Origin of the sequence: Polynucleobacter bastaniensis (assembly GCF_018882205.1) — a bacterium.
GTDB lineage: Bacteria > Pseudomonadota > Gammaproteobacteria > Burkholderiales > Burkholderiaceae > Polynucleobacter > Polynucleobacter bastaniensis.
On record NZ_JACVOU010000002.1, the window covers coordinates 1 to 21647 of the forward strand.

Genomic DNA, 21647 nt, shown 5'->3' on the forward strand with positions numbered 1-21647 from the left:
TGAACTGACCCCATAAAGTTGGACAGTTTAGTTAGGTTAGCACGAGGGATTGAGTTCGGTATTGCACCGGGCTCAATCCCTTTAGTTTTTGTTTGATCCGATCATGGTTGTAGTAATGGATGTATTCCTTTAGCTGCGCCTTAAAGGATTGAACACTTTCAAACTTCTTTCGGTAAAAGAACTCGGTCTTCATAATCCCAAACCAGTTTTCCATCACCGCGTTATCTAAGCAATTACCTTTTCTAGACATGCTTTGGGTAATACCTTGTTTCTTTAATGCCTGTTGATAAAGCCCCATCTGATATTGCCAGCCCTGATCTGAGTGCAACATGGGTTTATCTTTTAGCCCCAGTTGTTTAAATGCGCTTTTGAGCATCTGCATCACTGAGCTAATCTGTGGCCGATCAGCAATCTCATAGGAGACGATCTCTAGGTTATATAAATCTAAGATCGGTGAGAGATACACCTTCTCACCCTTGATATTGAACTCGGTGACATCGGTCACCCACTTTTGATTAGGCTTGCTTGCTCCAAAGTTACGCTCTAATAAATTGGGAGCCGCTTTACCAATATTCGCCTTAAAGGACTGGTATCGCTTAGGCCTCACAGTCGATTTAAGTCCTAGCTGAGTCATGAGCTTTTGTACTGTCTTGTGGTTTAAATATTGCCGTTGATTGCGCAGCTCTAAATGCACCCGCCGATAGCCATAACGCCCCTGGTGGGCATTAAAGATCTGGGTAATGCGATCTTTAGCCAACTCATAAGGATCGGGTTCATGACTACTACTGGCTTTAAGCCAGTAGTAGTAAACGCTTTTAGCCATTTTGGCGATGAGTAGTAAATCTAGTAAACGGTAATGCGGCCTTAGCTCAGTAATTACTTGGGCTTGCTCTCTTTTGCTGCTTTGCTCTGAGCTAAGGCTTCTAACTTTTTTAAGTAGGCAGCCTCCGTTTCGGCATACTCCAAACGTCGTCGCAACTCTGCCGGCGTGAGTTCTGAGATAGGCTTTTTGAGTAATGCTTTGATATTAAATTGGGACATAGGCGGTTGTCCTCTCTGTCGATTGGCAAGGGCTGTAATACCGCCTTCATTGTAGAGTTTTTGCCATTGCAAAATCGAACCCATACTACCAATCCCAAAGTGGGCAGCAGCTGGCCTAGCTGATATCTGATGCACAGCCATGTACTCGAGCACCTGCAGTTTGAACTGCTGGGGATAGCGTTGGTATCTGGGATTGAGGCCGCTATGGCCATGTGCTTGATAAGCTAAGGCCCATTTGCGGACATCTGAGTGACTGATCTCAAATAGGTGACTTACCCGCTTAAGACCGCCTGACTCTAAAAACTCTTTAACCACCTTTAGCTTGAACTGCTTGCTGTACTTGCTCATAAAACAAAACCCCCTTGGTTGGACATAACGTCCAACTTTTGGGGGTCAGTTCAACCGGGTGGTTTTTTCATGTGGATCGGTGTACAAAAGAGAACATGAAGCTAGTACAAATAATCTTTTTTATTGGGATTGCGTTCTCTAATTTAGTGAGTGCGCAGATTTTTGATGTTCCGTACAAGGATGATCCACCCACAAGAACGCTACTGGTACCGACACCAAAGGCAAAGGCCGTAGTTTTATTGTTTCCTGGTGGCGGTGGTATGTTGCGTCTTCAGGATGATGGATCCAGCACTAACTTCCATACTTTCGTGCGCTCAAAGAATTTATGGGCTCAATACGGAATAGATGCCATATTGGTTGATACGCCCTATGATTTAGGGGGCGGAATGAGAAACTCCAGATCTATTAGAAATCACCAGCAAAGAATTTTGAATGTTGTGCGCTATTACAAAGAGAAGCTCAATTTACCAATTTGGATTTTTGGTCACAGTATGGGGACTGTGAGTGTTACAGAGTTTGCGAATGGTGGAAAAGATCAGGCGGCGTTAATTTCCGGAGTTATTGTTGCCGGTACCTATCGCTCAGCTTCCATTGACTCGGATGTCACTATGCCGGTACAAGCCATTCATCATGTGGATGACGGCTGTGCAAGTACACCTTTTTCTACCTCAGAGGGAATTATTAAAAATAGACCCAGCAAATTTCCATCCCAGTTTGTTGCGATGGAGGGCGGTGTGAGCGAGGGTGATGTATGTGGCTCAAAGGCATACCACGGCTTTAATGAAAAGGAGCCTGAATTTATTAAGGCCGCAGCGCAATTTATCCTAAAGAACTAGATGCTCTACCTTTTAGGCAATCCCTGAATGGTCGTGCCGGGTGCGATGACTCTCTCGGAGAACCACTGTTTATTCATCTCAAGTGCATAACGCACTGCTACCTTAGGGCAGTGGTTGTTGGTAGTCTCCGCCTGCATCTCTTCGATGTTCACAATCTTGCCGTCATCAGCAATGAAAGCAATCGATAGAGGAATTTTTGTGTTGTTCATCCAGAAGCAATGCCCTGCTTTTTGCTCAAAGATAAAAAGCATGCCGGAGTTAGTAGGCATGCTGGTGCGATTCATGAGTCCGACCTCGCGCGCTTTGGGTGTATTGGCTAACTCTGCCTGAATACGATAGATGCCTGTCTTAAGCTCAACTATAGGCAAGCCGACATTCTGTTGTGCAAACGATAGCGCTGAAAAGATTCCAGAAATTGCTGCCAGTGAAAAGATCCATTGTTTGATGTTGGGTAAACGCATAGTGGTTTCAGGAGTAGGTGAGTGGAGGTAATTCTATGGCAGTGCTAGCAAGACAAGAAAATACAGGCAAAAAAAAACCCAGGAACAAGTCCTGAGTTTTAGTAATGATCTAAAGCAGATTAAGCTGCTTGAATATTAGTAGCTTGTTTGCCCTTAGGACCTTGGGTAATATCAAACGTTACCTTTTGGTTTTCCTTGAGTGTTTTAAACCCAGGCATTGTGATTGCGCTGAAATGCGCAAACAACTCTTCTTCACCATCATCAGGTTTGATAAAGCCAAAACCTTTTGCATCATTGAACCACTTAACAATTCCGGTCGCCATGCGAACTCCATTACATAAACTTAAAACAACCGTGATGAGGGTGAATACTTTTTAATCAGTCTCGCTCTACAACACGCCTAAATAGGACCTCAAACGAAGCCTACCCCTGATTGTTTGCCCTTTATGGTGGGGTGTCAAGGGGTTGGGTAGATATAGTTGCTCTTTAAACCCCCTTTTTATATCGAAAAATGCCCCAATATAGTATTTAAGGCACTTTATTGATGGTTTTTTTGCAACAAAGCTCTTAAATCCCAATTTTTACATCTGTGTTTAGAATGTTTCATATGAGTCGTACAACGAAAAATCCAACGGTTGGCAATCCAAACAACCCCCACATTGAGGACACCATTCTTCTCGAAAAGCAGGCCGAGAAACTTAAGTCGCCTTCGATGTATAAAGTTTTACTATTAAATGACGATTACACGCCAATGGAATTTGTGGTCATGGTCATTCAGGAGTATTTTAATAAGGATCATGAGACAGCTACACGGATCATGTTGCAGGTTCATTTGGTTGGCAAAGGTATTTGCGGTTTATTTACACGTGATGTTGCAGCAACAAAAGTGCATCAAGTTATCGAGCTCTCGCGCGAAGCGGGTCACCCACTACAGTGCACTATGGAGGAAGCATGATTGCCCAGGAATTAGAAGTCAGTTTGCATATGGCGTTTGTTGATGCGCGAGCTTCAAGACATGAATTTATTACGGTGGAGCATTTACTCGCTGCCCTACTAGACAATGCGACCGCGGTTGAGGTTTTAAAAGCCTGCGCTGTCAATATTGCTGAGCTTCGTACCCAGCTCAAAAATTTTATTAACGACAATACGCCTGTGGTTCCGGGTAACGATGAAGTTGATACCCAGCCAACTCTGGGTTTTCAGCGAGTGATCCAGCGCGCCATCATGCACGTACAATCTACTTCAAATGGGAAGAAAGAGGTTACGGGGGCAAATGTACTCGTAGCTATCTTTGGTGAAAAAGATTCTCATGCGGTGTATTTCTTGCAGCAGCAAGGTGTCACTCGTTTGGATGTGGTTAACTTTATTAGCCACGGTGTACGTAAAGATCAAGCCGAGAGCGTGAAGCCTGCTGAGGCAACCCAAGAGACCGAGGATGCCTCGTCTGGCGGCAAAGAGAGCCCTTTAGAGCAATATACCCAGAACCTTAATGTGCTGGCAAAGCAGGGCAAGATTGATCCGCTCATCGGTCGCGATAGCGAAGTTGAGCGTGTGATTCAGGTGCTGTGCCGTCGTCGCAAAAATAATCCGCTACTGGTGGGTGAGGCGGGCGTCGGTAAGACTGCGATTGCTGAAGGCTTGGCTTGGAGAATTGTGAAGGGTGATGTCCCTGAGATCTTGGCCGATGCCACAGTCTATTCATTGGATATGGGCGCACTATTGGCGGGTACTAAGTACCGCGGAGATTTTGAGCAGCGCTTGAAAAGTGTTCTTAAGTCTTTAAAGGACAGTGCCCATGGTGTTTTATTTATCGATGAGATTCATACCTTAATTGGTGCGGGTGCTGCATCGGGCGGCACATTGGATGCGAGCAATTTACTAAAGCCTGCGCTATCAAATGGTCAGCTCAAGTGCATCGGTGCAACCACTTTTACTGAGTACCGCGGTATTTTCGAAAAAGATGCAGCTCTTTCACGTCGCTTCCAGAAAGTGGATGTGGTTGAGCCAACCGTCGATCAGACCGTGCAAATCTTGCGTGGTTTAAAGTCACGCTTCGAAGAGCATCACGGTGTTAAGTACGCTTCCGCTGCATTGGTAGCCGCAGCTGAATTATCTTCACGCTATATCAATGATCGCCATTTGCCAGATAAGGCAATTGATGTGATTGATGAGGCGGGTGCAGCGCAACGCATTCTGCCGAAGTCCAAACAGAAGAAAACCATTGGCCGTCCAGAGATTGAAGAGATCGTCGCAAAAATCGCCCGTATACCGCCACAATCTGTCACGGTGGACGATCGTAGCAAGCTTCAAACCTTAGATCGGGATATTAAGAGCGTGGTGTTTGGTCAAGATCCTGCCATTGAGGCTCTAGCGAGTGCTATTAAGATGACTCGTGCTGGTCTTGGCAAGATTGATAGACCGATTGGCTCATTCTTATTTTCCGGCCCTACTGGTGTCGGTAAGACCGAGGTTGCCAAGCAACTTGCTTATATCTTAGGTATTGAGCTTCTCCGCTTTGATATGTCCGAGTATATGGAGCGTCATGCGGTCAGCCGTTTAATTGGCGCGCCTCCAGGATATGTCGGCTTTGATCAAGGTGGCTTACTTACTGAGGCTGTTAACAAGAAGCCGCATTGCGTTCTCTTGCTTGATGAGGTTGAAAAAGCACACCCAGATATTTTCAATATTCTCTTGCAGGTCATGGATCACGGTACTCTCACGGACAACAATGGTCGCAAGACTGACTTCCGTAATGTCATCATCATCATGACAACGAATGCTGGCGCTGAAGCAATGCAGAAGTCCACTATCGGCTTTACTAATGCGCGTGAGTCTGGTGATGAGATGGCGGACATCAAGAAGTTCTTTACGCCAGAGTTCCGCAATCGTTTAGATGCGATTGTTTCTTTCAAGGCGCTGGATGAGACCATCATCATGCGCGTGGTAGATAAGTTCCTGATGCAGTTAGAAGAGCAACTCCATGAGAAGAAGGTGGATGCTACATTTAGCTCAGCGTTGCGTGCTCATTTAGCTAAGCATGGATTTGATCCGCTCATGGGTGCAAGACCAATGCAACGCATCATTCAAGATACGGTTCGCAAAGCACTTGCTGACGAATTGCTATTTGGCAAATTAGCGCAGGGTGGTCATGTGGACGTCGACATTGATGCTGATGGCAAAGTTCAGCTTCAGTTTGATGCCCCAGTAGTTCCGGGTAAGCGGCCAAAAGCTGATGTAGCTCCGGTTGAAGAAATTTGATGCTTCTGAAGTCTGGATGATCTAGTTAGGAAAAGCTGAAGGGATTGAGCTTGGTGCAATACCAAGTTCAATCCCTCAACCATTTTTATTGGTGCCAGCTTCGATAGGCACTACTAGAGCTTAATTGCTTACTCGGCAATAAACATATTTTCTAGTTTTCCAATTCCGCCCATTTCAACCACAACCACATCACCGTTTACTAAATATTTTGGTGGTTTAAATCCAATGCCAACTCCAACTGGGGTGCCGGTAGCAATGAGATCGCCTGGATACAGCGTGATGCCAGCTGAAACTGTAGCAATCATATTGGGAATATCAAAAATCAAATCCTTAGTATTGGAATTTTGTCGCAATTCTCCATTGACCCAGCATTTGACAGATATATCGTTTGCATCTATTTGATCTGCTGTCACAACCCAAGGGCCCATGGGACAGAAGGTATCAAAACTCTTTCCCAGAAACCACTGTTTATGACGTTGTTGCCAGTCGCGAGCAGTGACATCGTTGATTGCGGTGTAACCCCAAACATGGTTCATTGCATCTGCTTCGCTGATACCTTTGCCACCCTTACCAATCACAATGGTTAGCTCAGCCTCGTAATCAATGGCTGTGGATATGGCAGTAGGAATGATGACATTCGTGTTGGGGCCAGTTACGGATTCTGGTGGTTTGGTAAAGAATATGGCGTGACTAGGAATATCTTCCCCCGGTTTTGCACTGCTATCAAAACCGCTATTGAAAAATTCTTTGGCATGCTCATGGTAATTTTTACCAACGCAAAAAATATTTCTGCGGGGTCTAGGAACTGGAGCCAGTAGTCGAATATCGCTAAATGCATAAGTAGCTATCGGTCTTGGTAATTGACCTTTTAAATCAGCACGCAAAAGAGCGACGACACCATCCTCGCTAAGGTTCACTCCAAGATCAAATTCTTCAACTGTTGTGCCATCGGATGAAATCAATCCAACCCGTGTTTTGCTGGGCTCGCTAATCAAAGAAAAGGCTGCATATCTCATATTTTTTCTCCATTTGGGGTTTGTCTCTAGGAGCCCCCTTGTTTATTTAACTCAATCAAACTTATAGTAGGATAAATAATAACCACATAACTAATACGAAGAGGCAGAAATGAATATTAGCCGCGATCTGATTTGCTTAGCTAGTTGCTTACTCTTGACTTCAGCATTTGCGCAAACATCTGAATCATGGCCCACAAAATCCATCAATATGGTCGTGCCATTTCCACCTGGCGGCGTAGCGGATACCGTGGGAAGGCCAGTTGCTGATGCTCTTTCCAGAATTCTAGGTCAACCAGTAGTTGTTGAGAACAAACCGGGTGCTGGCGGAGGAATTGGTATGGCGGCAGTAGCTAAATCGAAACCAGATGGTTACACCATCTTGATGGCCTTATCTTCAATCTCCATCATTCCTGAGGCGGATAAAATTGTTGGGCGTGAACAATCTTTTCAGTTAAATCAATTAAAGCCAATAGCACGCTTTACCGCCGATCCGACCGTTTTAGTGGTTAGGGCAGATAGTCCATGGAAAGATTACAAGTCTTTTGTCGCCGCTATGCGCGCTAATCCTGGTAAATATAACTTCGGCTCTTCTGGGAATTACGGCACGATGCATGTGCCCATGGAAATGCTCAAGTCTTCCGAAAAGTTCTATATGGTCCATATACCTTACACAGGAGCAGGCCCAGCTATCGTGGGGCTATTAGGCGGTCATGTTGATGCAATTGCTACAGGACCTTCCTCAATTGTTTCTCAGATAAAAGCTGGCAAAGTCCGCGCTCTTGCCCATTGGGGGGATGGTAGATTGGCCAGCATGCCTGACGTGCCTAGCTTTAAGGAAATGGGAGTGAAGATCGAATTTTCTCAATGGGCTGGGCTCTTTGTTCCTAGCACTACCCCAGAAAACATTACTAATCGCTTACGTGAAGCGGCCAAACAAGCCGCTAATGATGAGCGCGTTCGTTCGGTGATTAATACTGCTGGAAGCCCCATCCAATATCTAGATGCGCCTGAGTTCAAGGTTTACTGGGACAAAGAATCTTCTCAAATGAGTGACATCGTTAAGAAAATCGGTAAGGTGGAGTGACAGTAATTAACTGCGGCCTGTACTGCCAAACCCACCAGCCCCACGACTACTCTCAGTAAACTCCTCAACGACTTTGAGTTCCACTTGTTGTACTGGCATCACCACCAATTGGGCTAAGCGTTCCATGGGCTCTAATTTAAATGCTGTAGATCCACGATTCCAAGTGCTCACCATGAGTTGGCCTTGGTAATCCGAATCGATCAATCCCACTAAGTTTCCGAGAACGATTCCATGCTTATGGCCAAGGCCAGAACGCGGCAGGATAAATGCAGCATAGCGTGGATCTTCTACATAAATCGCTAAACCTGTTGGCACGAGGACTGTTTGTCCAGGAGCAATTTCAATTGCTTCATCAATGCAGGCGCGCAGATCTAATCCAGCACTACCAGGAGTTCCATATGCGGGTAATTGGTCGCGCATACGCTCATCGAGAATTTTGACTTGAAGTTGTTGCATGGGATTTCCTAAAACTGGGTTTGAGTATTATATTTTTTTGGCAACAAGTTGAATAAGCTGACGTGCAAGTTGAAGCTTTTCAGCTTTAGCCATTTTTTTGCTACCGCTTTCATCGACCATGAGTAGTTGATTGAGATCGCTGCCAAAGGTATCTGGACCAATATTGCCGACAATCATCGGTATGCCTTTGCGTTTGCGCTTTTCTTCTGCATGCTTTTGGAGCTCAGTAGATTCAGCTGCAAATCCAACGCAAAAGGGATGTGGCTTCCCACCTTTGGTTTTGACCGTTTTTGCTACATCAGCAAGAATGTCGGGGTTGGTGACAAATTCTAAATTTGGAGCTTGTTTACCTTGGCGCTTGATCTTTTCTTTGGCTGGCTTAGCAATGCCCCAGTCAGCCACTGCAGCTACTGCAAAGAAAATATCGTAGTCAGTAGATTGCATTGTGGCTGCATGCATTTCTTTAGCGCTGACCACATTAGTGCGGGTAATTTTTCCTGTTGCTTCTAATGGTGTAGTGAGATCACACGGGCCTGCTACTAAGTGCACTTCTGCACCAGCCTCAAGAGCTGCGCGGGCAATGGCAAAGCCCATCTTGCCTGAGCTACGGTTAGTGATGCCTCGTACCGGATCAATCGCCTCAAAAGTGGGCCCAGTGGTAATCAGTACACGTTTTCCAAGGAGTGGCTTTTTCTGAAAGAAAGCAATCAGTTGCTCGGTAATCTCTGCGGGCTCAAGCATGCGCCCAAAGCCGACTTCACCACATGCTTGGAACCCGCTTGCAGGGCCGAGTAATGTAACTTTGTCTGCAATGAGCCGTTCTGCGCTTCTTTGTGTTGCTGCATGCTCCCACATTTGCTTGTTCATAGCGGGAGCCAAAAGGAGTGGACAATCTCTTGCCAAACACAATGTGCTGAGCAAATCATCAGCCAGCCCGAGAGAGAGCTTGGCCATCAGATCTGCGCTTGCAGGCGCAACCAAAATCGCATCGGCAGCTCTAGAGAGTTCAATATGCGCCATGTTGTTGGCAATGCTGCTATCCCATTGGCTGGTGTAAACGGGATTGCCCGTGAGTGCTTGCATCGTGACAGGCGTCACAAATTGCTGCGCAGCTTCTGTCATGACCACCTGGACGCTGGCACCTTCTTGCATCAGCTGACGTGCTAGCTCTGCAGACTTATAGGCCGCAATGCCACCAGAAATGCCGAGAACGATTTTCTTATTTAAAAGTGATTGCATGACGCCAGCTTAAAGGGATTGGGAGGTTTTGCCAAATGACTTGCGTAACTCACCCCAAATGATGAGGGCTGCACCAATACAAATGGCGCTATCAGCAATATTGAAGGCTGGCCAATGCCAATTAGCGTAATGTAGGTCAATAAAGTCCACCACAGCGCCATACATGATGCGATCTAATACGTTACCTAGTGCGCCACCTAGAATGAGACTGAGAGCCCAGCAGAGCATTTTGTCACTCAAACTCTTTCGTAGCAGCCACAGAATGTAAGCGGATGCCGCTAAGCCCAGGACAGTAAAAAACCAACGCTGCCAACCAGAGCTCTGCGCTAAAAATGAAAACGCTGCACCTGGGTTAAACAGCAAGAACCAGTTCATAAATGGCAAAACAGGTTCAGGTACGCCTAGCTGCAAGTTGCTCAAGGCTGACCATTTACTCAGCTGGTCTAGCAATAGTGTCATGATTGCAATAGCTAGATAACGAAGAAATGATCGGTTTGTACTCATATATTTTCTTGGCCTGTTGATTTTCTTACTTATGCAAATAGGCGAGATTCACCGCTGCCAAAAAGATTGCTAATGCAGCGACCACATAACTCTGAATGTTCGGTATTGGAGCTAACATCTTGGGTGTGATGCCAGCAACGACCACACTTCTTATATTGACTGCCGCGTACAAGTACTTCAAGACCTGCGTTGCTCAGCTCTAACTTGGCGCTAGAGGTAATGGTGACAAAGCGCAAGTCATCTTCCAAAGAATGCAGAATTGCAAAATCAACATCACCTACTTTGATAGTTAGCTCAGCCTGCAGGGATGAACCTACATTGCCAGCTTCACGTTCAATCTCAATAGCTTTAGTGACCTCGGAGCGGATTTCTCGAACACGATTCCATTTGGCCAGGAGCTCAGTAGTCTGAGTAATTTCCGGGAAAGTGCCAAATTCTTCCATGAAGATAGACTCTTTGGCTTTTTCATCCGCACCATGTGGGAATGACAACCAGGCTTCCTCAGCAGTAAAGGAGAGGAAAGGGGCTAGCCATTTGAGCAGGTTGCGAGTGATATGAAAGAGAGCATTCTGTGCTGCGCGACGTTCTTTGGAGTCCGAGGCACTTGTGTAGAGGCGATCTTTCAGGATGTCTAAGTAGAAGCCGCCTAAATCTTCCGAACAGAAAGTCAGCATACGCGCTACGGCCGGCTGGAACTCATAAGCTTTATAGTGCGCTTGTACATCTTGCTGTAACTGATTGGCTAGTGCAACAGCGTAACGATCAATTTCTAGCCATTCGCTTGCAGGCATCGCATGCTTGCTTGGATCAAAGTCAGATAGGTTGGCTAACAAGAAGCGCAATGTATTGCGAATGCGGCGATAGCTTTCCACTACACGTTTCAGAATTTCATCAGAGATAGTCATCTCGCCAGAGTAGTCAGTAGATGCTACCCAGAGACGAATAATCTCTGCACCCAACTTATCAGCAACCTGTTGCGGGGCAATCACGTTGCCTACCGACTTACTCATCTTGCGGCCTTGGCCATCAACGGTAAAGCCGTGCGTTAGGAGTGCCTTATATGGCGGCTTACCATCAAGCATGGCACCAGTCAGTAAAGAAGAGTGGAACCAGCCGCGATGTTGGTCTGAGCCTTCCAGATAGAGGTCAGCTAAACGACCATCTGCATTTTCAGATTCAGGGCGATAAAGTTCAGCGCGGTGCGAGCCGCGAATGACGTGCCAATGCGTAGTACCAGAATCAAACCATACATCTAAGGTGTCGCGATTCTTTTCATATTGAGCGGCCTCTTCGCCAAGCAGTTCAGCTACTTCTAGTTTTTGCCAAGCCTCAATGCCTTCTTTTTCAATGCGCTTAGCAATCTCTTCAAGCAAATCAACCGTACGAGGATGTGGCTCACCACTTTCCTTGTGAACAAAGAAAGCCATTGGTACGCCCCATTGGCGTTGACGTGACAAGGTCCAGTCAGGACGGTTGGCAATCATGCTGTTTAAGCGTTGCTTGCCCCAGGCCGGGAAGAACTCAGTGTTCTCAATACCCGCTAATGCAGTCTCGCGCAAGCTTGCACTGCCATCAGAAGGTTTTTTATCCATACTCGCAAACCACTGTGAAGTAGCGCGATAAATAATCGGCGACTTGTGACGCCAGCAATGCATGTAAGAGTGGGTATAAGTCTTGTCTCGCAAGAGGCTACCTGCTTCACGCAGGGCCTCCACAATCTTCGGATTGGCTTTCCAAATATATTCATTGGCAAAGAGCGGCAACCAAGAAGCGTAGACGCCATTACCCATAACTGGATTTAAGATATCTTTATCTGCGAGTTTATTTGCTTTGCAAGACTTAAAGTCTTCCTCACCATAGGCTGGCGCAGAGTGCACAACACCAGTACCCGTATCGAGCGTGACATACTCAGCAGGGTAGATTGGAGAAAGACGCTTATAACCTTCATGCAGTGGAGCTAGCGGATGCCAGAAAGAAATGTTGGCTAACTGGCTACCTAAGGAAGTGGCAATGACTTTGCCCGCGAGACCAAAATCTTCCAAACAAGTTTCTACGCGGTCTTCTGCCAAGATGAGCAACTTGTCACCAGTGTCGACCAAAGCGTAGCTGAGTTCAGGATGAACATTCAATGCTTGATTGGAGGGAATGGTCCAAGGTGTGGTTGTCCAGATCACAATCATTCCAGGCTTGGCTGGGATCTCAGCTAGGCCAAATGCTTTTGCCAGTTGTGGACGCTGTGCATCATCAAAAGCAAATCCCACATCTACTGTTGGATCAGTTTTGTCTTGGTATTCCACTTCAGCTTCAGCCAATGCAGAGCCGCAATCGAAACACCAGTTCACTGGCTTGAGGCCGCGGAAAACATAACCCTTTCCCCAGATCTTTCCAAGTGCACGAATCTCATCGGCCTCATTGCGAAAGTTCATGGTGAGGTAGGGGTTGTTCCAGTCACCCAAAACACCCAAGCGCTCAAAGTCGATCTTTTGCTTGTCTACTTGTACTTGGGCATAGGCACGCGCTTTGGCTTGCACTTCAGCCGTCGGCAGATTTTTGCCAAACTGCTTTTCAATCTGAATCTCAATCGGCATACCGTGGCAATCCCAGCCTGGAACGTAGGCAGAGTCAAAGCCCATTAACCAGCGGGACTTCACGATCATGTCCTTGAGAATCTTATTTACGGCATGACCAATATGAATGTCGCCGTTTGCATAGGGAGGGCCATCATGCAAAATAAATTTTGGTTGATTAGCGTGCGCTGCACGAATCTTTTCGTAAAGTTTATTTTTCTGCCACTGTGCAACCCATTGCGGTTCACGTTTCGGTAAATCTCCCCGCATCGGAAATGATGTTTCTAGGAGATTAACGGGATAAGAGTTTTCTTTTTCAGACATAAGATTTTTTCTGGAAATAATTTCTGGCATGCGCTGCATCAGATGCAATCGCTTTGGTAAGTGTATCGAGGTCGGAGTACTTCGCCTCATCACGAATTTTTTCTAAGAGCTCCACGGTAATAATTTTTCCGTAGACATCGGCGTTGTAATCAAAGATATGAGTCTCAAGCAATACGCGACCTTGATCTTCTACCGTTGGTCTGACGCCTAGACTAGCTACAGCAGGAAGTGGCCTCTCTCCAAGCCCTAGGACTTGTGCGGTAAAGATACCAGAGCATGCGGGTTTGCGATGATGCAGATGATTGGCGACGGCAAGATTAAGTGTGGGGAAACCTAAAGTGCGGCCTAGCTTTTGCCCATGAATGACGTGGCCAGAGATGCCATAAGGACGACCTAGTAATTTACTAGCTTGATCCATATCCCCATTAGCCAAGGCATTGCGCAATGCTGAGCTAGAAATTCTTTCGCCATCTTCTTGCACGGTGTGAATGCTAGATACTTCAAAACCAAATTGTTCGCCAGCTGCTTTCAGACTGGCAAAGTTGCCGGCGCGTTTTGCACCATAGCAAAAATCATCACCAATCAAAATCCATTTGGCATTGAGTTGCTTCACAATAATTTCAGAAACAAATTCTTCGGGAGTAAGGCGAGCAAATGCGGAATTAAAGTGCTCCACCACTATGCGGTCGATGCCGATGTCGGCAAAGGCAGCAAGCTTGTCGCGCAAATTCAGAATTCTTGGCGGCGCTTGTTCTGGAGAAAAGAATTCTTTAGGGTGCGGTTCGAAAGTCATTACACAGCTAACTAAACCGCGAGCTTGCGCGCCATCTTTCAACTCCTTTAGCAGGGCGTGATGACCCCTGTGCACGCCATCGAAATTACCGATGCTTAAGGCACAAGCCGGTCCTGCAGAAAACTGGGTGGGGCCGCGGAATACGTTCACTAAATCGCTTTCAGGGTCGCTTTCGGGGTAACCATCAATTATATTGTGGGCATGCCATCTATCGTCACCTTAATCTCTGGCCGCGGATCTAATTTCGAGGCTATCGTCAAAACAGCTCAAAAAGAGCGGTGGCCGGTTACTTTTGCCGGGGTCATTGCTAATCATTCGGCCGCCAAGGGCCTTGATTTTGCTCGCTCTCAGGGTATTCCGGCCTTTGCCATCGAACATCGCGAGCACGCTACTCGAGAGTCCTTTGATGCCGCTCTCATAGCGAAAATCGATGAATTAGGCGCTGATTTAGTGGTTCTGGCGGGTTTCATGAGGATTTTAACCCCGGGTTTTATTCGTCATTTCGAGGGTCGCCTGATCAATATTCACCCAGCATTGCTGCCAGCTTTCCCGGGATTGCATACCCATGAGCGCGCTTTGGAGGCTGGAGTAGTTGAACATGGCGCCAGCGTGCATTTTGTTACTGAGGGTGTGGATGAAGGCCCTATCATCTGCCAAGCCTCGGTTCCAGTATTTCCTGAAGATGATGCAGATAGTTTGGCAGCGCGAGTTTTGGCTGCTGAGCATCAGATTTACCCGCGGGCCGTAAAATGGTTTCTAGATGGACGATTGCGAATAGAAGGTAATCAAGTTCAGGTTAAACCACCGGAGTCGCAATTAATAAAATTATGAGTAAAGAACGTTCATCCCGCGCAGCTAGCGCAGGCAGTAAATCTGGATCAAGATCTGGGTCACGCTTAGGCCCACAAAAAAGTTATGCCGCTAAATCTAAAGATCCATTGCGTCGCCCAGAGCGTCGTAATGCGAGTGGCAACATCATTGCACCAGAAGGCCAAAAAAACTTTTCTAATGCGAAGGCTTTGCCTCAGCATGCAATTCATTTAGAGCGCCTTCTTCCAGAGTTGCTGAATTTCGAGCAACCAGCTGACCGTGTAGTGAGTCGCTATTTCCGCTCTGAGCCGCAGCTGGGCAATCGTGATCGCGCCTTGATTGCAGAGAGTGCTTTTGCCATTCTGCGTCGCAAGAATGAGTTCTCGCAATTTGCCTCTAGTGGTGAGGGTTCACAAGCTAGACGCTTAGCCCTATTGGGTTTGCTGTCCGCTTTGTCTGAAGGTGGTTTAGGTTCTGCTAACCGTGCTGAGAGTGCCATTGCTGATTTAGCTCACGTATTGAAGACAGGCGAGTACGAGTGGTTGCAACGTTTTGCCACGGTCGATCCATCAGCGCTTAATCCCTTAGTTCAGAATAATTTGCCTGGATGGCTTTGGGATGCGTTTGGAAAATATCCCGGTGAAGAATCACGTGAAGCATTGGCCAAGTCACTCATGCATCCAGCTCTTTTGGATTTGCGTGCCAACACCATGAAGACGACTCGCGAGCAATTGCTCGCTGAGATGAATGCTCTTGGTGGTCGCTATCAAGCCATTCCAACTCCGTTCGCGCCGGATGGTGTTCGCATCATGGGTAAGCCCGCTTTGCAAAATACTGTCAGCTTTAAGACGGGAATGTTTGAGGTTCAAGATGAGGGCAGTCAGTTATTAGCTTACTTACTTGCGCCTAAGCGTGGCGAGATGGTGGTGGACTTTTGTGCTGGTGCCGGCGGTAAGACTTTGGCAATTGGCGCAATCATGCGCTCCACAGGCCGTTTATATGCCCTGGATACATCTGAGCATCGCTTGGCTAATTTAAAGCCTAGACAAGCCCGTAGCGGCCTCTCTAATGTGCATCCCGTTTGGATTGATAGTGAGAATGACTCCAAGATTAAGCGTTTAGCTGGGAAGATTGATCGCGTCCTCGTAGATGCTCCTTGTAGTGGCATGGGTACATTACGACGCAACCCCGACCTCAAATGGCGCCAGACCCCAGAAGGCGTTTTGGAGCTCAATCAAAAGCAGATGAATATTTTGGCCTCTGCAAGCCGCTTACTTAAGCCAGGTGGCCGCTTGGTCTATGCCACCTGCAGTCTGTTGCCACAAGAAAACCAGCAAATTGCAGAGGATTTCCTGGTCAAGCACCCTAATTTTGAGGTGGTTCCTGCGGCTGAAGTTCTTAAGCCATTGTTTCCAAAGGATAAAATTCCTTTGGGCTGCAGCCCTGACAATCCCTGGTGGCAGTTATGGCCCCATATTCATGGGACTGATGGCTTCTTTGGGGCTGTTTTTCAGAGAAAAGCAGCTGTTTCTGCAGTAACTGTCGATAAAGATGGCGAAAAGTCGGTAAAAGTCAAAAGCAAGAAAGCGGATAAAGAACTAAAATAGAGTTTTAGATCTTCTTGGAAATTCCCTTTTGAACACAGCTTCTAGTTTTGATTTATTCCTGAATTGGCTTTCCAATGGTTATTTAAATTGGGCTTGGTGGCAAATCCTTGTTTTTACCCTGGTTGCCACCCACATCACCATTGCTGCGGTGACTATTTTCCTGCATCGTTGCCAAGCGCACCGTGCTTTGGAGCTGCATCCAATCATGTCCCACTTCTTCCGGTTTTGGCTGTGGCTAACCACTGGCATGGTGACCAAAGAGTGGGCAGCGATTCATCGTAAGCATCATGCCAAATGTGAAACTGTGGATGATCCACACAGTCCGCAAATTTTGGGTATTAATACTGTGCTTTCTCGTGGTGCTGAGTTGTATAAAAACGAGTCACGCAATCAAGAGACCCTAGATAAGTTTGGGCACGGTACGCCAGATGATTGGCTTGAGCACAATATCTATGCGAAGTATTCATGGCAAGGCGTAGCGTTGATGTTGATCATCGACGTACTCTTGTTCGGCGCAATTGGCTTGACTGTGTGGGCAGTGCAGATGCTGTGGATTCCTATTACTGCCGCTGGCGTTATTAATGGTATTGGCCACTTTTGGGGTTATCGCAATTACGATTGCGAAGATGCCTCAAGAAATATTATGCCTTGGGGTATCTTGATTGGTGGCGAAGAGTTGCATAACAACCACCATACCTTCGCTACAAGCGCTAAGCTTTCTAGCAAATGGTATGAGTTTGATATTGGTTGGATGTACATTCAAATCATGAGTGCTGTTGGTTTGGCGAAAGTAAAAAAGACTTCTCCTAAGCCAATGCTGAGTGACTTACGTCCTGCAGACCAAAACACACTTGAAGCCATCATTGCAAATCGCTATGAAATCATGGCACGCTACAGTAAGACCTTAAGGACCTTCTTTAGCAACGAAGTTCAGCATATGCAGGTATTGGCTGCTCACTTAAAAGATGCCCGTGCCTGGCTGGGTAAAGATGAGTCTCGTTTGACTGTAGAAGAAAAAATCAAACTTGAAGAGCTGATGGCAACTAATGCGCAGTTACGAAAGATGATTGAGATGCGTCGTGACTTGCATGCTATCTGGGGTAGATCTAACGCCAATGGCGATCAACTGCTTACTCAGTTGCATGCATGGTGTCAACACGCTGAAGAGAGTGGTTTATCGAGTCTGCGTGATTTCTCTTTGAGGTTGCGTCGCTACGCTTAAAAGAAATAAGGACAATAAAAAACCCGCTGAAGTAGCGGGTTTTTTATTTGCTGCAAATAAGTATCGAATCGATAAATTACTTGAGCTTGGTTTCTTTATAAGCAACGTGCTTACGAATGGTTGGATCGAATTTCATGATCTCCATTTTTTCAGGCTTAGTACGCTTGTTTTTTGATGTTGTATAGAAGTGACCAGTACCAGCTGATGACTCTAATTTGATTTTTTCTCTGCCGCCTTTAGCCATTTTTGCGCCCCTTAAATTTCGCCACGTGCACGGAGATCAGACAAGACAGCATCAATGCCGTTTTTGTCGATAACGCGCAAACCAGCATTGGTTAAGCGCAAGCTAATCCAGCGGTTTTCAGATTCAACCCAGAAACGACGATTTTGCAAATTCGGCAAAAAGCGACGCTTCGTTTTATTGTTTGCATGGGATACATTGTTGCCAACCATCGGCTTCTTCCCAGTGACTTGGCAAACTTTTGCCATGACATAACTCCATTAATTGCGAAAGAAGAAGATTGTATCAGTCTCCGAGTACTTTGATCTAGCCCTAATTGGCTTAAGTTACGAGGGTGAGGAAAAATTGTCGTCAATATGGGTCAAAATAGACCATTAAGTTAGTATTCACTTCAATTTATGGTCATTTTTCATGAGCCCCTCATCAGAAAATGAGAAAAAACCGCCGTCACTCACAATGCAGTGGTCCAGCAGGGGGATATCTACGAGTTGCAAGGCTTTAGCTAGTGTCATGGTCAATTCTCGATCAGCGATGCTGGGTTGTGGGTTTCCGCTGGGGTGGTTATGTGCCACGATGAGAGCGCTAGCGTTCCTAGCAAGAGCTTCCTTGAGGATTTCTCGCGGGTACACCGCGGTATGGCTTAGGGAGCCTCTAAAGAGCTCCTGGCACTCAATCAGGCGAAGGCGTGAGTCGAGGTATAGACACAGAAAGACTTCGTGAGGCAAGCGTCCAAATCTGGCCTGCAAGAACTCTCGGACATAGCCTGGTGAGGTCAGGACAGACTCCTGGGAGAGGGTTTCCTCAAGACTACGCTTGACTAGCTCGTAGGCCGCCTGGATTTGTGACCACTTAGAGATACCCATGCCATGAATCTGGGTTAATTCTTCAGGGGTGCAGGACATGAGGCGCGGCAAGCTGTCGAAATGGTGGAGCAGGTCCTCGGCTAGAGCCACGGCAGTTTTGCCTTTGACGCCAACGCGCAGAAAGATTGCGAGTAACTCGGCATCGCTGAGGGCTGCTGCGCCAAGAGCACGCAGTTTTTCGCGAGGCTGCTCCATTTTTGGCCAATCTGTAATCGGTAAGTGCACGCTAGGGTCGGGCCTAGATACAATTACCTTATGACTAAGCTTACGGTTTTGCCCAATTCCTTTCTGACCCTCAACTATCGGCTGACTTTGCCCAGTGGGGATGACTACATAAATACGTTTATCGATCGCCCTGCGACGGTGTTGATGGGTTCTGGACAATTTGCGCCTTGTTTTGAAAAGGTATTAATCGGATTGGGTGTGGGTGATCAGAAAAGTGCCTTATTGCCACCAGAAGAGAGTTTTGGTGAGCGCAAAGAAGAATTAATTCAGTGGGTTTCTCTGAAAGCCCTAAAAGAGGGTCGCGATGATGATGCGCAATTTAATCCTGGCGACGTCATTGAATTTAATGCGCCCGGTGGCGCTCAATACGCTGGTGTATTGCAATCGATTAACCAAGAGGGTGCCTGGTTTGATTTCAATCACCCGCTTGCTGGAAGGCCTGTTACCTTCGAAGCTCAAATTGTTGCGATTCTGTAACCGATGAATAAACAAACCATTACACAAGCCGGCGGTGATAGCACCTCCGAAATCTTGATGGCGCAGCCCCGCGGCTTTTGCGCTGGTGTTGATCGTGCAATCAATATTGTGAATGAAGCGCTTACCCGCTTTGGTGCCCCAATTTATGTACGTCATGAGATTGTTCACAACGCTTATGTCGTGAACGAATTGCGTGAAAAGGGTGCTGTGTTTGTTGAAGAGTTGCATGAAGTTCCTAAGGGTGGCATTGTGGTGTTTAGTGCTCACGGTGTTTCTCAAGAAGTTCGTCAAGATGCAGAGGCGCGCGGCTTGCAGGTGTATGACGCTACTTGCCCCTTGGTGACAAAGGTGCATGTTGAAGTTATTAAGATGTGCAAGGATGGTTTCACAGTGCTGATGATTGGCCATGCGGGACACCCGGAAGTCGAGGGTACGATGGGGCAGGTTCAGGAAGGTGTTCATCTGATTGAGAAAGTGGCAGATATTGCTAAGCTGCCTTTTGCTGAGAATGAAAAAATCGCTTTTGTTACACAAACGACACTCTCTGTGGATGAGACCAAAGAAATTGTCGATGCCTTAATTCAAAAATTCCCGAACATCGTGCAACCTCGCAAGCAAGATATTTGTTATGCCACTCAAAATCGCCAAGATGCTGTGAAATTTATGGCTCCTCAAGTTGAGGTAGTTATTGTGGTTGGAAGCAAGGCAAGCTCGAACTCGAATCGCTTGCGTGAATTAGCTGAAAAACTGGGTGTACCAGCCTACATGGTCGATGCACCAGAGCAGCTTCAGGCTGAATGGTTTATTGGTAAGAGGCGTGTAGGTCTAACCGCAGGGGCATCAGCCCCTGAAAGCCTAGCCCTCTCGATTGTGGCCAAGATTCAAGAATTTGGGCCACGTAGCATTCGTAATCTTGAGGGCGTGGTGGAGGATGTCATATTCTCACTGCCAAAGAATTTAGTTGGCTAACAAGTAATACTATTGTTGGGGTGATGGCTGCAATAAAAGATAAAGGGGCTTAGAGCCCCTTTATTACAATCAGTCTGAATATTGTTTAGTTAACTTGCTTGAGCAAATCTCTCAAAATGTTACACATCTGATGGATTTCATCATCAGAAATATTGAGTGCTGGCATAAAGCGCAGCAGATTGGGTCTTGGTGAATTAATCAATAATCCTTCTGGAGTTCTATCGCGAGCCAATTCAACTAGCTTCCCACCGATATCACTACTCAGCATCAGGGCACGCAATAGTCCTTCACCACGCTCGCCATCTAAATTAAATTCTGCGGAGATGGCAAGGAGTTCTTTGCTAAGCAGCTCACCCTTGGTGCGCACAGACTCTAGGAAGCCTGGTGCTAATAATTGCTCGATCACGCTGATGCCTACTGCAACCATCAGTGGATTGCCGTTATAGGTACCACCCTGATCGCCAGGTACAAAACAAGCAACTGCATCGGTTGCCATCAGTGCAGCTAATGGCACGCCACCACCAATACCTTTGCCTAAGGTCATGATGTCTGGTTCAATGCCGTAGTGCTGATAGGCAAAGAGAGTGCCAGTACGACCACAGCCAGCTTGAACCTCATCGACGATCAACAGAATATTATTTTCTTTGGTGAATTTACGCAGGCTTTGCATAAATTCTTTAGTAGTTGGGATCACGCCACCTTCACCTTGTACCGGCTCTAGCATGACCGCAACTGTTTTATCGGTTACCAGTTTTTTGACGGAATCTAAATCATTCAAATCGGCTTTTGGAAACCCGGGAACTTGTGGGGCAAACATCGTGTCCCAACCTGGTTTGCCAGATGCGCTCATCGTCGCTAATGTACGGCCATGAAAGCTGTGATCAAAAGTAATGATTTCAAAGGCGCCTGATTTATTCAGCTGCCCCCATTTGCGCGCCAACTTAATAGCGCCTTCATTGGCTTCGGCTCCGCTGTTTGCAAAAAATACTTTGTTAAAGCAGCTGTTCTCGGTCAGAAGATTCGATAAGCGAATCATTGGTTCGTTATAAAACGCTGGACTTGGATTGATGAGTTTTTTTGCTTGCGCGTTGAGCGCTTCAATCATGCCGGGGTTACTATGACCGAGACAGTTCACTGCCCAGCCTTGCAAGAAATCCAAATAACGCTTGCCCTTGTTATCAGTCAGCCATGAGCCTTTACCCTCAACCATCGTCACCTCTGGTCGTGGGGTAATAAACATCACTGAGTGGGCATCTATGGATTGGGCGGGCTTATTCATGTTGTATGCAAAGTGAAAATCAAATGA

At 46.6% G+C, this 21647-nt stretch carries 22 protein-coding genes; 9 read left to right on the forward strand and 13 right to left on the reverse strand.

From position 1 onward, the window contains the following. Positions 1-31 precede the first annotated feature (31 nt). Positions 32-1389 (reverse strand): IS3 family transposase gene (locus ICN22_RS03075; protein ID WP_439650972.1). Its coding sequence is split into 2 segments (ribosomal slippage): positions 32-927 and positions 927-1389, totalling 1359 coding nucleotides; the frame shifts between segments, so codons are not numbered across the junction. A gap of 95 nt (positions 1390-1484) precedes the next feature. Here ICN22_RS03075 and ICN22_RS03080 point away from each other — a divergent pair. Beyond that, complete coding sequence (locus ICN22_RS03080) at positions 1485-2225, forward strand: alpha/beta fold hydrolase (protein WP_216168845.1); 741 nt, start codon at positions 1485-1487, stop codon at positions 2223-2225. Between the two features lie 5 nt (positions 2226-2230). On the opposite strand, the gene ICN22_RS03085 is transcribed toward ICN22_RS03080, so the two are convergent. Together ICN22_RS03085 and ICN22_RS03090 are read right to left on the reverse strand one after the other, a co-directional pair. Then, a complete protein-coding gene (locus ICN22_RS03085; RefSeq protein ID WP_216168846.1) occupies positions 2231-2686 on the reverse strand; it encodes a DUF192 domain-containing protein in 456 nt (151 codons plus the stop codon). A 119-nt stretch (positions 2687-2805) separates the two neighbouring features. After that, complete coding sequence (locus ICN22_RS03090) at positions 2806-3009, reverse strand: cold-shock protein (RefSeq protein ID WP_011903586.1); 204 nt, start codon at positions 3007-3009, stop codon at positions 2806-2808. A 275-nt stretch (positions 3010-3284) separates the two neighbouring features. Here ICN22_RS03090 and clpS point away from each other — a divergent pair, with 275 nt between their 5' ends. Then, complete coding sequence (gene clpS, locus ICN22_RS03095) at positions 3285-3641, forward strand: ATP-dependent Clp protease adapter ClpS (RefSeq protein ID WP_046331280.1); 357 nt, start codon at positions 3285-3287, stop codon at positions 3639-3641. Beyond that, positions 3638-5944 carry an ATP-dependent Clp protease ATP-binding subunit ClpA gene (clpA, locus tag ICN22_RS03100; RefSeq protein WP_216168847.1) on the forward strand — a complete coding sequence of 769 codons (2307 nt, stop codon included), beginning with the start codon at positions 3638-3640 and terminating at the stop codon, positions 5942-5944. The genes clpS and clpA overlap by 4 nt, the downstream gene beginning before the upstream one ends. Before the next feature lie 128 nt (positions 5945-6072). On the opposite strand, the gene ICN22_RS03105 is transcribed toward clpA, so the two are convergent. Next, on the reverse strand, positions 6073-6960 hold the full coding sequence (locus ICN22_RS03105) for a fumarylacetoacetate hydrolase family protein (protein WP_216168848.1): 888 nt from the start codon (positions 6958-6960) through the stop codon (positions 6073-6075). A gap of 109 nt (positions 6961-7069) precedes the next feature. Here ICN22_RS03105 and ICN22_RS03110 point away from each other — a divergent pair, with 109 nt between their 5' ends. Beyond that, positions 7070-8044 carry a Bug family tripartite tricarboxylate transporter substrate binding protein gene (locus ICN22_RS03110; RefSeq protein WP_216168849.1) on the forward strand — a complete coding sequence of 325 codons (975 nt, stop codon included), beginning with the start codon at positions 7070-7072 and terminating at the stop codon, positions 8042-8044. Between the two features lie 6 nt (positions 8045-8050). Here ICN22_RS03110 and dut read toward each other — a convergent pair whose 3' ends face one another. From dut to ICN22_RS03135, 5 genes are read right to left on the reverse strand one after another with little or no spacing between them, the layout of a single operon-like run. Next, complete coding sequence (gene dut, locus ICN22_RS03115; protein ID WP_216168850.1) at positions 8051-8500, reverse strand: dUTP diphosphatase; 450 nt, start codon at positions 8498-8500, stop codon at positions 8051-8053. 27 nt (positions 8501-8527) lie between these two features. Beyond that, positions 8528-9739, reverse strand: coding sequence for a bifunctional phosphopantothenoylcysteine decarboxylase/phosphopantothenate--cysteine ligase CoaBC (gene coaBC, locus ICN22_RS03120; RefSeq protein WP_216168851.1), 1212 nt, complete (start codon positions 9737-9739; stop codon positions 8528-8530). A 9-nt stretch (positions 9740-9748) separates the two neighbouring features. Beyond that, positions 9749-10243 carry a signal peptidase II gene (lspA, locus tag ICN22_RS03125; protein WP_216168852.1) on the reverse strand — a complete coding sequence of 165 codons (495 nt, stop codon included), beginning with the start codon at positions 10241-10243 and terminating at the stop codon, positions 9749-9751. A gap of 29 nt (positions 10244-10272) precedes the next feature. Further along, entirely contained in the window at positions 10273-13152 is a 2880-nt protein-coding gene (gene ileS / locus ICN22_RS03130) for an isoleucine--tRNA ligase (protein WP_439650980.1), read from the reverse strand. Next, positions 13127-14077 carry a bifunctional riboflavin kinase/FAD synthetase gene (locus tag ICN22_RS03135; RefSeq protein WP_216168854.1) on the reverse strand — a complete coding sequence of 317 codons (951 nt, stop codon included), beginning with the start codon at positions 14075-14077 and terminating at the stop codon, positions 13127-13129. The genes ileS and ICN22_RS03135 overlap by 26 nt, the downstream gene beginning before the upstream one ends. A 51-nt stretch (positions 14078-14128) precedes the next feature. On the opposite strand from ICN22_RS03135, the gene purN reads away from it, so the two are divergent. Genes purN through ICN22_RS03150 form a run of 3 tightly spaced genes read left to right on the forward strand, consistent with a single transcriptional unit; the run spans position 14129 to position 17566 of the window. Beyond that, positions 14129-14758: a phosphoribosylglycinamide formyltransferase gene (gene purN, locus ICN22_RS03140; protein WP_216168855.1), complete on the forward strand. Its 630-nt coding sequence runs from the start codon at positions 14129-14131 to the stop codon at positions 14756-14758. After that, positions 14755-16344 (forward strand): RsmB/NOP family class I SAM-dependent RNA methyltransferase, encoded by a 1590-nt coding sequence (locus ICN22_RS03145; protein ID WP_255533819.1) that lies wholly within the window; start codon positions 14755-14757, stop codon positions 16342-16344. Before purN ends, ICN22_RS03145 begins: the two co-directional genes overlap by 4 nt. A gap of 28 nt (positions 16345-16372) precedes the next feature. Then, positions 16373-17566, forward strand: coding sequence for a DesA family fatty acid desaturase (locus ICN22_RS03150; protein WP_216168856.1), 1194 nt, complete (start codon positions 16373-16375; stop codon positions 17564-17566). A gap of 76 nt (positions 17567-17642) precedes the next feature. Here ICN22_RS03150 and rpmG read toward each other — a convergent pair whose 3' ends face one another. The 3 genes from rpmG to radC all read right to left on the reverse strand — a co-directional run bounded on the left by rpmG (position 17643) and on the right by radC (position 18895). Then, positions 17643-17810, reverse strand: a complete 168-nt coding sequence (gene rpmG / locus ICN22_RS03155; protein WP_015421876.1) for a 50S ribosomal protein L33 — start codon at positions 17808-17810, stop codon at positions 17643-17645. 11 nt (positions 17811-17821) lie between these two features. Continuing rightward, positions 17822-18055, reverse strand: a complete 234-nt coding sequence (rpmB, locus tag ICN22_RS03160; RefSeq protein WP_011903570.1) for a 50S ribosomal protein L28 — start codon at positions 18053-18055, stop codon at positions 17822-17824. Between the two features lie 138 nt (positions 18056-18193). Next, positions 18194-18895, reverse strand: coding sequence for a RadC family protein (gene radC / locus ICN22_RS03165; RefSeq protein WP_369411560.1), 702 nt, complete (start codon positions 18893-18895; stop codon positions 18194-18196). Between the two features lie 30 nt (positions 18896-18925). Here radC and ICN22_RS03170 point away from each other — a divergent pair, with 30 nt between their 5' ends. Beyond that, entirely contained in the window at positions 18926-19372 is a 447-nt protein-coding gene (locus tag ICN22_RS03170; RefSeq protein WP_216168858.1) for an FKBP-type peptidyl-prolyl cis-trans isomerase, read from the forward strand. A gap of 3 nt (positions 19373-19375) precedes the next feature. After that, entirely contained in the window at positions 19376-20341 is a 966-nt protein-coding gene (ispH, locus tag ICN22_RS03175) for a 4-hydroxy-3-methylbut-2-enyl diphosphate reductase (protein ID WP_216168859.1), read from the forward strand. Positions 20342-20426: 85 nt separating this feature from the next. Here ispH and ICN22_RS03180 read toward each other — a convergent pair whose 3' ends face one another. Continuing rightward, a complete protein-coding gene (locus tag ICN22_RS03180) occupies positions 20427-21620 on the reverse strand; it encodes an acetylornithine transaminase (RefSeq protein ID WP_216168860.1) in 1194 nt (397 codons plus the stop codon). Between the last annotated feature and the right edge of the window lie 27 nt (positions 21621-21647).

What these genes read in the sequence shown, in the direction of transcription:
- ICN22_RS03080 (WP_216168845.1), top strand. Translation starts at nt 1,485, where the DNA reads ATGAAGCTAGTACAAATAATCTTTTTTATTGGGATTGCGTTCTCTAAT.
- ICN22_RS03085 (WP_216168846.1), bottom strand. Translation starts at nt 2,686, where the DNA reads ATGCGTTTACCCAACATCAAACAATGGATCTTTTCACTGGCAGCAATT.
- ICN22_RS03090 (WP_011903586.1), bottom strand. Translation starts at nt 3,009, where the DNA reads ATGGCGACCGGAATTGTTAAGTGGTTCAATGATGCAAAAGGTTTTGGC.
- clpS (WP_046331280.1), top strand. Translation starts at nt 3,285, where the DNA reads ATGTTTCATATGAGTCGTACAACGAAAAATCCAACGGTTGGCAATCCA.
- clpA (WP_216168847.1), top strand. Translation starts at nt 3,638, where the DNA reads ATGATTGCCCAGGAATTAGAAGTCAGTTTGCATATGGCGTTTGTTGAT.
- ICN22_RS03105 (WP_216168848.1), bottom strand. Translation starts at nt 6,960, where the DNA reads ATGAGATATGCAGCCTTTTCTTTGATTAGCGAGCCCAGCAAAACACGG.
- ICN22_RS03110 (WP_216168849.1), top strand. Translation starts at nt 7,070, where the DNA reads ATGAATATTAGCCGCGATCTGATTTGCTTAGCTAGTTGCTTACTCTTG.
- dut (WP_216168850.1), bottom strand. Translation starts at nt 8,500, where the DNA reads ATGCAACAACTTCAAGTCAAAATTCTCGATGAGCGTATGCGCGACCAA.
- coaBC (WP_216168851.1), bottom strand. Translation starts at nt 9,739, where the DNA reads ATGCAATCACTTTTAAATAAGAAAATCGTTCTCGGCATTTCTGGTGGC.
- lspA (WP_216168852.1), bottom strand. Translation starts at nt 10,243, where the DNA reads ATGAGTACAAACCGATCATTTCTTCGTTATCTAGCTATTGCAATCATG.
- purN (WP_216168855.1), top strand. Translation starts at nt 14,129, where the DNA reads ATGCCATCTATCGTCACCTTAATCTCTGGCCGCGGATCTAATTTCGAG.
- ICN22_RS03145 (WP_255533819.1), top strand. Translation starts at nt 14,755, where the DNA reads ATGAGTAAAGAACGTTCATCCCGCGCAGCTAGCGCAGGCAGTAAATCT.
- rpmG (WP_015421876.1), bottom strand. Translation starts at nt 17,810, where the DNA reads ATGGCTAAAGGCGGCAGAGAAAAAATCAAATTAGAGTCATCAGCTGGT.
- rpmB (WP_011903570.1), bottom strand. Translation starts at nt 18,055, where the DNA reads ATGGCAAAAGTTTGCCAAGTCACTGGGAAGAAGCCGATGGTTGGCAAC.
- ICN22_RS03170 (WP_216168858.1), top strand. Translation starts at nt 18,926, where the DNA reads ATGACTAAGCTTACGGTTTTGCCCAATTCCTTTCTGACCCTCAACTAT.
- ispH (WP_216168859.1), top strand. Translation starts at nt 19,376, where the DNA reads ATGAATAAACAAACCATTACACAAGCCGGCGGTGATAGCACCTCCGAA.
- ICN22_RS03180 (WP_216168860.1), bottom strand. Translation starts at nt 21,620, where the DNA reads ATGAATAAGCCCGCCCAATCCATAGATGCCCACTCAGTGATGTTTATT.